The following is a 12,266-nucleotide window of genomic DNA, read 5'->3' on the forward strand; positions in this document are numbered from 1 at the left end:
CCCCCGACGACACACCGGCAAGTACCGTGCAGAAGGTCATCGAGGCAATATCTCGACAGGCCCTGTTGCTGGGGCGTGAACAACGGCAGGCCGCGCTAACGGCGTTAGGGCTCAGTGGCCCCGGATCCCGTTTCCTCAAGGACCGGCAAGCCTGGATCGCGCAGAACATCGACCGTGACATTCGCACCGCTCGACGCCGTATCGACGAAGGATGCGCAGAGCTGGCATTGCTGCTCGCCGAAGGCGGCGAGACGGCGACAACACCGACAGGTTCTTGGCACACCGAGCGGATGCGAGTGCTGCTCGCGCTCGACCAACCGAGGCCCGAGGCATTCGTGTTCCGCAGAGTGGTGGCCTGCAATGAATCTCTCGACGAACTCGACCTCGCAACCACGCTGACCGCTTCGGGCCAGCTGGCTGTCCACGGCGCGGATGATGTCAACGTCGATGTGTTCGCCGGTGGGACACTACTGCGCACGCGGAACGGATCAAGCAAGCAGACCGGGCTTGCGCTCCGCCCGCCCGAACCGTTGCGGCGCGGGCAGAAGCACGAGATCGCGTTACGGGTTCGCACGGCGGAAATGCTGCCCCACTACGTGTGCGTACCGAAGAGCGCCTGCGCGGAGTTCACTCTCACGGTTCGCTTCGGCACACGGACTCCGCGCACAGTCGCGCTGTTGGAGAAGGTCTTCCAGAACGACCTGCGATCGGTGACCGGCACACCGCTCGAAACGGATGCCGCCGGCGAGGTGCACGTGCGCTTCCGGAACCTCCAGCCGGAGTTCGCCTACGGCATCCGGTGGGATCAGTAGCGCTGCTCCCAGGACTCCCAGCCCGGGGAGCCGGGACCGGACTTTGGCCGCAACACCACCGGCTTCCCCAGTTCCGGCTTGACGTGCTTCTGTTGCCCGGTCAACGTGCGGTACAGCTTGTCGACGCCTTCTCTCGTGATCTCCGGGACGCGGTAGTGGTGCGCACCGGACGGTTGGAGGAAGTCGGGGATCTCCTCCATCGTGTGCCCGGGAAGCAGGACCGGGAGGATGCGTCGGGTCCACTCACTCCGGGCTTGCTGGAGCTTTTCCCGCAAGAGAGCGATTTCCCACTGCCCGCCCCGATTCTCATCGTCAGTGCCATACCCGTCGCCGATGAGCCGGAACCGCGGCGAAGCGATCACCAGCGTGTAGTCCGAGTTCCTGATGTAGTGCTCGGCCCACTCGCCGAGCTTGTGGCGGTACGGCTCGATCCAGAAGTCGTTCACCGAGTCGATCCCCATACCTGCCAGCAACTGCGCGAACTCCAACACCTGTTCGCGGTGTTCTTCGTCCTCGTGGATGTACGAGATGAAGACGGTGGGTGTGGGTATCTGCATTTCTCCCTCGTCACGCGACTCGCCTGGGACCTTGACCAGCCACCATGACAGCACGGTCAATGACCATTCAGCCACCCTCTGCACTGGCCAAATCCTGGACAATCCGGCCTCTTCTACACCACTGCTGGATCCGGTGTGGCACGTTCTTCACCGGTATCCGGTCATGGAAGTGGGGGATGGCGGTTCGTGCCAAATCCGGAGGAATCCGCGCGAAGTCCTCGCGTCTACGTCTTCCACGCGAACGACTCGGAGCAGCACGTCGCCCGGGTAATCGAATTCGCCACGATGCTGCGCGTGCGCGCGGGTATCGACGCGAACTTGCCGGAATGGAGCCCACCGCAGCGGACCGATCAGGTCATCGCCGAGAAGAGGCGGTTCGACGAAGCGGAATTCGTCCTGATCGTGGCATCGCCCGAGATGAGGCGTCTCATGGACTCCACGCAGCCGGGAAATCCCAGGGTGACGACCGGAGCCTTCCTCACCCGGGACGACCTCGCGAGAGACCTCTCCACATCGCTCAAGCAGAAGTTGCCGGTCGTCCTGCCCGGCACGACCACTACCGACATCCCGCGCATGCTGGCCTCGTACTCCACGGACAAATACCAGATCAGCACTATCGACATCGCCGACAACGAAGTGCAGAAACTCCTGCGCGCGTTGCGCGACAGCCCCCTGCACGACAAGCCGCCTCTAGGACCGCGCTACCCGATTGCCCGGGATCCGGAGCAACACACCAGCACGAGCGCGGACCCGCCTGCGGCGGAGGTGTTGCTCCTCGCCGGGGAAAAGATCGTTCTGGACGGCCGGACGTTCATCGTGCACGACGGGGTTGAAAACCCCGGCGGCAAGGGCGGTCCGGAAATCCTGCGCCAAGCGCGGGCCCTGCTCATCGGCGAGCCGAACGAACCAGTTTGGCTGCGGCAGGCCGAGCGGAAGACCCATTGCGCAGGTGAGATCTGCGCAGCGCTGGCCGAAGAACATGATCTGCTCGCCGAAATCAGCCAGGAGCAGCAAGCCGTGCCGCGCCCGCTCGCCCTCCTCGACGAAGGCCGGACGCGGACCCTCGTGCACTCCTGGCCCCGTTCATGGCGCCGGCGCTTCGAGACCCTCGCCGAGTACATCCCGAATCCAGACGAGCTCGACGCGATCACAGTGCGCCGGACGCTGGCTGCCCTGGCCGGGCTCGCTGCCCCGTTGGAGTCGCTGCACCACCGCGGGCGCAACCACCGCGAACTGGCTCCGGGAAGCATCGTCCGGATCGACGACGTGCACCTCGCACTGCGTGATCTCGGCGGCGCGGCGCGCCCACCGGTTCCGGGCGAACCCGCCCCTTACCCCGCCCCCGAGCAGACGCTCCGCGCACACGGCGCCATCGGCCCCTGGACCGACGTCTTCCAGCTGGCTGCCGTCGCCTACCACCAGATCAGCGGACACCGCCCTCACGACAGCAATCCCCTGCCAGCGCGGGTGGTCTGCCCGGTCGCACCGGAGGACGCTCGTGCGTCGATCGACGCAGCCCTCGATCCCGTTCCAGCCAACCGCCCGACGGTCGCCGAACTGGCCGCCGCCTTCCGGAAGTGATCAGCATGCTGCGAGAAGTCCCGATCGGGTCGATCCACTTGGTCCCCAGCAACTGGTTGGAGATCGACAGGTCGAAATCCCCGCTCATGCCAGCGGGTCCCGAGCAGATCTCCAAGGACCTGTCCCGCCGCACTGATGGTGTTCCCGCCACCGTGTCGATGAAGCAGGGCAAGAAGGAATACCTGCACCTGTACACCTACGGCTACGTCCTGAAGCTCCGCCCGGACGACAGAGGCGACTTCTTCTGGATCAGCTACGTCGATCCGTTCAAGCTCCCGGACCATTCGAAACTCGCCCGGGCCTGCCTGCTAGTGCACTCCCGCTGGCGGGTTGTGACGCACAAGAGCGAACTCCCGGACAAGCGCATCAAGTCCTGGCCGGTACTGCGCGACGAGTGGCAGCGGCTCCAGCACGAACTGGCCGACCAGGAGGACATAGCCCGCTTGGACCCCCAGCACTCGCAGTACCTCGACACGATCGACGCCTTCAACGAGATCTCCCGCGACGTCGATGCCCAGAGCAACTCGGGCCGGGGCGGATTCGCCTACCAGAGCGTGCGTTCAGCCGACGAGGGCGGTTCCACCACTGGGAGCACCTACGCCTTCACCATCGTCGGGCGTGCTCCGAAGCAGAACGACTACGTGCAGATCGGCGATGACTCCGACCAGCGCGGACGGGTGTTGCGGGTGGCCCGCCGCGAGGCGGTCGTGCGATTCGACGGGTTGCTCGATTGGAATCGGCTGCCCGAGGAAGGCGAGCTGTTTCCAGCGCCCTCGGACATCGTGCACGCCAAGCGCCACGATGCGGCGAAAGCGCTGCGCAATCGGCAAACGCAACACCGCTCCCTGCTGAAAGTGCTGGTCGAGCACCAGATGCGTCCGATGCGCAAGGTTGATTACCAGCCCGCGCAGAAACTCGACCCGTCCCAGGAACGCGCCTTCCGCAGCGCCCTGAGCGTCGACGACCTAATGATCGTTCTCGGGCCACCCGGCACGGGGAAGACCCGCGTCATCACGGAGATGGCCGGCGCCCTCGGACGATCCGGCGGCGGGAAGACCCTGGTCACCTCGTACTCGAACAAGGCAGTGGACAACGTTCTGCACCGGATCCCGGGCGATGTGATCGCGATCCGCCTCGGCGACCCGTTGAAGGTCGATGCGAACGTCCAGGACCGTCTGCTGGACGTCTATGCGAACGATCTGCGGGGCGAGCTCGAGATGCGCAGCCAGCTGCTCCTGGAACGGTACGAGGAGCTTCCTATTGCGCTCGGTCGGCACCAGGTGCTGGGCGAGCAGATCGAGCGCTGGGGGCAGTCCCGGGGAGAGCTCGCATCGTGCAAGGCGGAACTGGACCGGTGCCGCCGCTCGGCCGGTGGTCCTGCGCACGCCCGCGTGCACCAGCTGTCCCAGCAGGCCCGCAGCCAGCAGCAACGGGCTGGCCACGTGCAGCGCCAGCTGAACGAGCTCGTCCAGCGCGCGGAGCACACCCGGTCCGGGACAGGCTGGTGGTCCCGAGTGGTCGGCGGCTTCCGCGAACGCCGGATCGCGAAGCGGCGGCGTCGCCTCGATGCCGTGTCCCAGCACCTGGGCGAGACCCGCGAACAGCTCCGGCTCGCCCACGACGAGCTCGAGGCGGTGCTCCGGGATGTTCCTGAAGTGCAAGCAGCGCAACGGAAGTACGCGGCGACTGCGGAGCAGAACTCCCAGAACCGGACCGCCGCGCTGAAGGAGTACTCCACGCTGCGACACGCACTGCTCGACATCGAACCGCTGCCGGTGGTATCCGATAGCGGGGAGGACGCGACGATGTACCGGCAGGTCGGAGAGCTGCACACGGGCGTGCACAAGCGCATCGGGATCTTGCAATCCCGCGCTCGGTTGGTCACCGAGTGGCACGAGGCGGTCTCCTCCTGCCCGACCCAGCAGATCCGGCCGGAGCTGATCCGCTATGCCGACGTCATCGGTACGACCTGCATCGGCGCCGCCACCCAGAAGGACATCTCCGCGGAGGAGTTCGACCTGGTCATCGTCGACGAGGCCGGTCAGGCGCAGACCTCTGACGTGCTGATCCCGCTGATCCGCGGTCGGCGCGCCGTTCTGGTCGGCGACCACATGCAGTTGCCCCCGGTGAGCGATAAGAAGGTGGAGGCGGCGATCGAACAGCACGAGAACTCCGAGACGCTGCTCACGTTGTCCCAGAAGAGCCTCCTGGAAACCCTAGTAAAGGCACTGCCTGCCGAGCACGTGGTGCAACTGCGGACACAACGCCGGATGCCGGTGGAGATCGCGAAGTTCATCTCCGGGTTCTTCTACGACGGAACCCTGCAATCTGCAGTGGAGCCACGCCGGGAAGACGCGCTCTTCCGCACACCGCTGGTGTTCGTGGACACCTCGGCGCTGCCCGAACAAAGGCGCCACGAGCGGCCGGTTAACGACGAGGAGAAGGGATGCGTCAACCACGCCGAAGCGGAGATGCTCAATAGGCTAGCCGAGCACTACCAGACGAGCGAAGCCGAGTGGGCGCTGATCGTGCCGTACCGGGCCCAGCTTAGCCGCCTCAAAGAGTTGGCGGAGTGGGCTCCGAACCAGGAGACGGTGGACACTAACCTGGGTACGGTCGACGCGTTCCAGGGCGGCGAGCGCGACGTGGTGCTGTACGGGTTCACGCGCAGCAACAAGCATGGCGAGATCGGGTTCCTCGACGAACTCCGGCGGCTGAACGTCGCGTTCACCCGCGCCAAGCAACGCCTCATCCTCGTGGGAGACCTGAAGATGCTGCTTGCCAGCAGGGACCCCGGCTTCCGCGCCCTGATGGCCGAGTTGCACGGCGCACTGGGCAGCGGCGGAGAAATCATCAGCTACCAAGCCATGGCCGACCGACTCACCGCACTGGGATCATGACTCGACGAGACCGCACGCAGCACAGGATGAACATCGCGAAGCGCCGCGCGCTGGAGAAAGCGGCATACCGCGAGGGCGTCTACCCCACCCGTGTATTCCCCGTCCTGTTCCCGGTGCACGAGATCGAGGTCCGGGCAACCATCAGGACAGGACGTGACTACGCGCTCATCGACAAGTTCCTCGAGCGGTCCATCGCCGAGGGAGGGATCACAACGATCCCCCACCTCGCTGAGTTCCTTCGCCTGGACCCCGTTCTCGTGGACCGCGCCGTCCGGGTGCTGCGCCGCATCGGGCACCTGGATCCGCACGGCGACCAGCTCGTGCTCACCGACCTCGCCCGCGAGTCGTTGAAGGCCAACACCTGCTACGAGATCCGTCACGAAGATCGGCGCAAGATCTACTTCGACGGGTACACCTCGCAACCGATGCACCGCCGCTACTACCAGAGCTCCAGCCCCTTCTTGGCTCCGGCGGAGGCCACGGCCCTGCGCGACATGCGGTTTACCCAGTTGAGCTCGTTCAGACCGTTCCGGCGGGAGGCGCTGACCGCTCTGGCGCGCAACCCCGACCGCGAGAAGTTCAACCTCCCGATGGCGGTGGAGAACCCGCAGGAGGTCCAGCCGGAGTGCGTTTTCCTCCCGCTCTACCTCGTGCGCGCGGTCACGCGCGGTGGGCACGAGCGCTACCTGGCCTACAGCGAAACCAACGGGAGCGAACTCGACGAGGAGCTCAGCGCTTTGTGCACCGAGCTGCCGGAGATCGATTCCACGCTGCAGAACGAGAGACGCCCGGTTTCTGAGCAACGAGCGCTCGTCGAGAGCTGGCTGGCCCGGAAAGCCCCCGCCGGGCGGGTTCCCTTCCAGCATCCGGACGGATCCTGGCAGGCCGATTTCGAAGCCGGGGACTTCCAACCGGACGGTTCGCGCAGAGTCGGGGATGTAGGCTCGTTCGTCGATCTCGGCGACGTCGTGGTCCGGGTGTGGTGCCAGGACCACGCTGTACGACGACGCGCCGTGCTGGAACGCGCCAAATCCCTGCTCGGGAATTTCCGGTACCGATCGCAGAACCGCGCGGACCGGCTCCGCCTGATCGGAGATCAGCTGGAGTTCCCCGGACTCGACGAAAGCAGGCTGCGCGCACTGGCCGTCGAGGACGGCCAGCACGACTTGGTCCAGCAACTCGAGCGGCTGCTCGACCACCCAGACCGCTGACACCCGGGCAGCACCCGAGCCCCCGCCCGTGCCGGGCGGGGGTCTGCCGGTGTCAGCGTTGTTCGGGTAGTGGGCGGTTGAGCCAGTCGGTGTAGAAGGTTTCGAGGTCCGGGAGGAAGTCGAAGACGATCGGGAAGCCCGGGGGTGCTGCTTCCACCTCGAGCAGGGTCGTGCAGCCCGGGCAGAGGAACTCCCGGATCTCCATCCACTCCGGGTCGCAGGCGAGGCGGCCCGGGTAGATCTCCTCGATGCTCTCCCGGTCGCCGCGGACCCGGATCAGCGCGTCGAGCTTCCAGTTCTGCCGGTAGTCGCCGAATTCCTGGCCGCAGTCGCACTTGACGATCCGGCCGTGCTCGGCCTGCACGATGTAGAGGTGCTCGCCGATCGGCAGCAGGATCTCCTCGGGCCAGTCGACGCGTTCCTGCAGGATCGCGCGGTAGACCTCGAAGCGGTCGTCGTCCTTGTAGGAACTCATGATCGTCCTGGTCGCCGGCCAGGGCAGGCTTCCGTCGATGAGGTCCGCGACAGTGGTCTTGTCGTAGCTGGGCATGAGCTCTCCCAATCCGGTGGGGCGGGCGCGGGTCAGCGGTCGGAGCGCGGGGCGAACTCGAAATCCGCTGGTAGTGACCAGAACTCGCGCATCTCGGCGGCGAACCGGTCGGACATCGTCATGCTGTCCCGGTACATCTCGCGCACCTCGACGGCGAAGTCCTGGTCCACGACCCGCTGGCGCTGCTGCGCGATCCAGTCCCGCGCCGGCACCGCGTTCGCCGACCGGTCCTCGCGGATCCGGCGGCGCCGGGCCGCGGTCCGCTCCGCGTCCACCTCGCAGCTGCGCGCACCGGACTGCACTACGACGCCGTACACCGCTTCTGCCGACTGCGCCGTCACGTAGCCGTTGGCGACATCGCGGGCCACCGAGTCCGCGTCCCGTTCGAGCGGGTCGCCGTAGCCGCCACCGCCGTTGTAGGAGTGGGCGAACACGTCGCCGTCGCGCAGGGGTTCGGCCAGGTACGGCCCCTCCACCACGTTCGGCGACCCCGGGAGCAGCTTCTCGATGTCCGTCTCATGTGGATCGTCGCCCAGCGAGTGCGGCAGCGGGGCGCGGTTCGCGGCCAGGTCCTTGATGTTCGCGTCGTGCGAGGCGTAGTGCAGCTGCACGGTCGGCGCCGGGTAGCCGCCGCACATGCCCGCGTTGTCGAACACCCGGCTGGAGTGCTCGGAGGTGGCGATGATGAGCTGCGGCGTCTGGTTCACCACCCACAGCGACTCGAACCCGGTGCCGCCGCGATACCGCCCGTAGCCACCGGAGTTCGGGCTGATGGTCCGTCCCAAGTAGACCATCGGCATGTCCTGCTCCCAGATCTCCATGTTGCCCATGTCGGATTCCGGGTTCCAGCCCACGTAGGCGGTGTCCAGGCCGTCCTTGATCGCCAGCGCCCCGCTGCCCGCGGCAGCGCACTCGAACAGGGCGATGCCGAACATGCTGCCGTACTGGCTCTGCCCGCCCATCTCGATCATCGGGCTGTTGACCTGGCCGACGAACACCTCCTCCTTGAAGCCGCGGCCCAGGAACCCGCGGCTGAGCATCCGCTGGAAGCAGCCGAAGGCGGGCAGCAGCAGCGCCCACGAGGTGGCCGTCGCCGCCGTCTCCACCTGCGGATTCGTCCAGGTCCCCGGTGGCAGGTTCATGCCGGTGGCCAGCCACGCCCCGTCGTTGACCTTGCCGTCGAAGTTCATGTGCTGGGTCAGCGTCACGAACAGCCCGCCGTCCATCCCGGCCGGCGTGCAGTTCATCGAGTGGTAGCCCCAGGAGTTGGTGCCGTCGAAGTCCAGGTGCAGCTCGCCGGCGGCGGAGATCTCCATCTCCATCGGGATCGCGTACAGCCAGTTCTTGTTGCCCAGCGGCAGCACGCCCTGCTTGCCCTCGGTGACGTGGCCGAAGAACGTGTGCCCGCGGTAGCGGCCGGGGACGGTGAGCTGGCGGACCCGGGCGAGCTGCGCGCGGCGGCCCTCCTCGATGAACTCCTTGGTGGCCTGCTTGTAGTAGTCCACCCCGATCTGGTCGACCAGCTCCAGGAGCTGCTCGCGGACCTCCAGGCAGGCCGCCACCTTCGCCTTCTCGTCGAGCACCCAGTAGATCGGCATCCGCAGGTTGCGCTCGAGGCGGATCAGGTAGTCGCGGCGCAGCTCGTCGTTCTCGCCGACCTTCTCCGCGCAGACCATCAGGCCCTCGGTGAAGCGCTCCTGGGACAGCGCGACGTCACCGCCCGGGGTGATGCCGCCGACCTCCAGCTCGTGGCAGACCGCCGCGACCCAGCCGATCAGCTCGTCCTCGTGGAAGATCGGGATCACGTCGATCACGTCCGGCGCCTGCACGGTGCCGATGAACGCGTCGTTGTTGGCGAAGATGTCGCCGGGCCGGATCTTCGGCGAGTCCTCGTAGTCGTTCTGGATCATCCACTTGATGAACCGGCTCGCGGTGTGGACGTGCACCATGATCCCGGTGGACAGCGCGATCGCATCGCCTTCCGGCGTGTAGATGGCGACCACGCTCTCGCCGACCTCGCGCACCCCCGGTGAGGCGGAGATCCGCCGGGCCATCTCCCGGGCGGAGACCACCATCGAGCGGAGCTTGATGTGCAGGCTCTCGTACTTCATCGGGTCCTGGTCGCGGAGCTCCAGCTTCTCCACGCCCGAGTAGCAGCCGGTCTCCTCGAACAGCCGCTCGCCGTCGAGCAGCTTGTCCTTCAACGTCTTCGCAGCGGTCTCGGTCTTCTCAGCAGCAGACATCGAGTCTTCCTCGTTCTCGCCGAAGGGTTCGCTCACGCGTGCTCGTAGTGCAGGATCGTCCACTCGTCGACCCGCACCCGGTCCCCGGCGGGGATGACGAGGGTGGTCGCGGGGTGCTCGATCACGGCCGGGCCGGCGATCTCGTTGCCGGGGCGCAGCAGGTCCATCTCCCACAGCGCCGCGTCGTGCCACTGCCGCCCGTAGTACATGGACCGGGTGCCCTTGGACGCCTCGCTCGGCGGGGTCTTGCCCTCCAGGGGCTTCCGGGTCAGCTGCGGCTTGATCTTGTCGACCTTCGCCAGCAGGCCGAGCTCGGTGATGCTGTGCCCGGCTTCGCTGTACTGCGCGACCGGCCGGTTGATCGCGGTGTAGAGCCGCTCGAACTCCGCGACCATCGCGTCGAGATCGCCGTCCGAGCCGATCTCCTGCAGCTTCAGCGGAACTTCGACGTCCTCCAGCTGGCCGGTGTAGCGCATCATCGCGAACATCTGCAGCTCCACGTCGGCGGGATCGTGGCCTTCCTCGGCCATCTCCCGCCGGGCCGCGTCCTGCAGCGCCTGCCACACGGCGTTGATCTCGGCGGCCACTCCCCCGCGGTGCTGCTCGTCGCCGTCGGGCGGCAGCGCCAGCTGCACCGAGCGGCTGTAGCGCCGCAGGTAGTCCGCGGTGGTGCAGCCGAACGCCGAGAACGCGGCGGCGAACGGGAAGGTGAGGATGCTCTTGAAGCCCAGCCCGCGGCTGTACTCGGCCATGTGCAGCGGCCCGGAGCCGCCGTAGGCCATCAGCGAGTACTCGGTGGGGTCGACGGCGCGGGCCGAGACCATCTGCCGGATGGCTTCCCTGGCGTCCATCTCCAGGAGGTTCGCCATGCCTTCGGCGGCCTCGTACAAGTCGATGCCGAGCGGGTCCGCGACCTTCTCCTTCAGCACCTGCTTGGCCTTCTCGACGTTGAGCTTGACCTTGCCGCCGAGGAAGTAGTCGGGGTTGAGCCGCCCCATCACGACGTCGCAGTCGCAGACGGTGGGCTCGGTGCCGCCCATGTCGAAGGCGACCGGGCCGGGTGTGGAACCGGCGCTCTCCGGGCCGAGGCTGACCTTCTTGGTCAGCGGGTCGACCTTGATGATGGTGCCCGCGCCCGCGCCGATGGTGTCCATCGCGATGGTCGGCAGGTTCAGCTTGAACCGGGCGAGCGTGGGCTCGTTGTCGATCGGGACGTTGCCCCTGGTGATGGCGCTGATGTCGAAGCTGGTGCCGCCCATGTCGCTGACCACCACGGAGTCCGCGCCGATGATGTCGCCGACGTACTTGGCGCCCAGGATTCCGCCCACCGGGCCGGAGATCATGGTTTCGTGCAGCCTCGGGTAGCGCACGCCGGCCAGCCCGCCGTAGGACAGCACGGTCTGCACGCCGTAGCGGAAACCCTGGTCCTGGCAGGCCTTTTCCACGCCGATCAGCTGCTCGCGGCTGCGGTCGGCGGCGTAGGCCTCGATGACGACGCTGTTGAGCCGGGACTGCTCGCGGACCACCGGCCGCACCGCCGAGGAGAGGTAGATCGGCAGCTCCGCCCCGTGCTCGGCGAGCGCGGTTCGCGCGATCTCCGCGATCTTCCGCTCGTGGGCATCGTCCACATAGGAGAACACGCAGCACACGCAGATCGCCTCGACGCCCTGCTCGAGCAGGTCTTCGACGGCGCTGACCACTTCGTGCTCGTAGACCGGCGCGACTTCGTTGCCGAACTGGTCGATGCGTTCGGTCACGCCGTGGACGAGGTTGCGCGGTACAAGCGGTTCCGGGTGCTCGTGGGTGACCGCGTGCAGCCGGTCCGGGTAGGAGTACCCGGCCCAGGCCTGCAGGCCGCGCCCCATCAGCACGGCGTCTTCCATGCCGCGGGTGACCAGCAGCCCGACGCGCCGCCCGGTGCGGGACAGCAGCGAGTTGAGCATGCCGGTCCCGGAGTACAGCACGACCGCCAGCTGCTCGAAGGTCTCGCGGGAGGCCAGGCTCCACTGCTCGGCGGCGTCGGCGGCGGATTCCAGGAAACCGATGGATTCGTCGTGCGGTGTGGTGGAGGCCTTGCCCACCGCGAAGTGCCCGTGCTCGTCGACGAGGAGGGTGTCGGTCATGGTCCCGCCCGCATCGATGCCCAGCACGAGAGGTCGGAATTCGTTCACAGGCTTTCCCCTTCAGGTGTGCGCCGACCCGGCAACCCCAAGATCTACGCACTGCGCAGTCGATTAAAGGTTCAGCTATGCAACGCGTAGAAGCGTCCCCAAATCCCTACGCATAGTCAACCCCCACGCCCCCGCCGCCCCCACACCCGCACACCACGGCCGGGTTCCGTCGCCAGGGTGATCCGCCGGTCCGCAGTTTCAATTGAAACTGTGATCCGCCGTGGCTGGGATTTGCAGTTTC

General features: G+C 66.8%; 8 protein-coding genes. 4 read left to right on the top strand and 4 right to left on the bottom strand.

Features of this window, described 5'->3' with window-relative positions; translation table 11 throughout:
- Window positions 1–26 precede the first annotated feature (26 nt).
- Window positions 27–812: a hypothetical protein gene (locus tag OU415_RS07050; protein WP_270947765.1), complete on the top strand. Its 786-nt coding sequence runs from the start codon at window positions 27–29 to the stop codon at window positions 810–812.
- On the opposite strand, the gene OU415_RS07055 is transcribed toward OU415_RS07050, so the two are convergent.
- Window positions 806–1,453 (bottom strand): SEFIR domain-containing protein, encoded by a 648-nt coding sequence (locus tag OU415_RS07055; protein WP_270947766.1) that lies wholly within the window; start codon window positions 1,451–1,453, stop codon window positions 806–808. The two genes, OU415_RS07050 and OU415_RS07055, sit on opposite strands and share 7 nt — an antisense overlap.
- A 102-nt stretch (window positions 1,454–1,555) precedes the next feature.
- Between OU415_RS07055 and OU415_RS07060 the strand changes: the two genes are divergently transcribed.
- From OU415_RS07060 to OU415_RS07070, 3 genes are all read left to right on the top strand, one after another.
- Window positions 1,556–2,950 carry an SEFIR domain-containing protein gene (locus tag OU415_RS07060; protein WP_270947767.1) on the top strand — a complete coding sequence of 465 codons (1,395 nt, stop codon included), beginning with the start codon at window positions 1,556–1,558 and terminating at the stop codon, window positions 2,948–2,950.
- An 86-nt stretch (window positions 2,951–3,036) separates the two neighbouring features.
- Window positions 3,037–5,850 carry a DEAD/DEAH box helicase gene (locus tag OU415_RS07065; RefSeq protein WP_270947768.1) on the top strand — a complete coding sequence of 938 codons (2,814 nt, stop codon included), beginning with the start codon at window positions 3,037–3,039 and terminating at the stop codon, window positions 5,848–5,850.
- A gap of 26 nt (window positions 5,851–5,876) precedes the next feature.
- Window positions 5,877–7,061 carry a hypothetical protein gene (locus OU415_RS07070; protein ID WP_270947769.1) on the top strand — a complete coding sequence of 395 codons (1,185 nt, stop codon included), beginning with the start codon at window positions 5,877–5,879 and terminating at the stop codon, window positions 7,059–7,061.
- A 52-nt stretch (window positions 7,062–7,113) separates the two neighbouring features.
- Here OU415_RS07070 and OU415_RS07075 read toward each other — a convergent pair whose 3' ends face one another.
- Genes OU415_RS07075 through OU415_RS07085 form a run of 3 tightly spaced genes read right to left on the bottom strand, consistent with a single transcriptional unit; the run spans window position 7,114 to window position 12,025 of the window.
- Entirely contained in the window at window positions 7,114–7,611 is a 498-nt protein-coding gene (locus OU415_RS07075) for an acetone carboxylase subunit gamma (protein WP_270947770.1), read from the bottom strand.
- 32 nt (window positions 7,612–7,643) lie between these two features.
- The gene (locus OU415_RS07080) at window positions 7,644–9,854 is read right to left on the bottom strand and encodes a hydantoinase B/oxoprolinase family protein (protein ID WP_270947771.1); all 2,211 of its coding nucleotides are present in this window, start codon (window positions 9,852–9,854) and stop codon (window positions 7,644–7,646) included.
- Between the two features lie 32 nt (window positions 9,855–9,886).
- On the bottom strand, window positions 9,887–12,025 hold the full coding sequence (locus OU415_RS07085) for a hydantoinase/oxoprolinase family protein (protein ID WP_270947772.1): 2,139 nt from the start codon (window positions 12,023–12,025) through the stop codon (window positions 9,887–9,889).
- Between the last annotated feature and the right edge of the window lie 241 nt (window positions 12,026–12,266).

The organism is Saccharopolyspora oryzae (assembly GCF_027853915.1).
In the GTDB taxonomy this organism is placed as follows: Bacteria; Actinomycetota; Actinomycetes; order Mycobacteriales; family Pseudonocardiaceae; genus Saccharopolyspora; species Saccharopolyspora oryzae.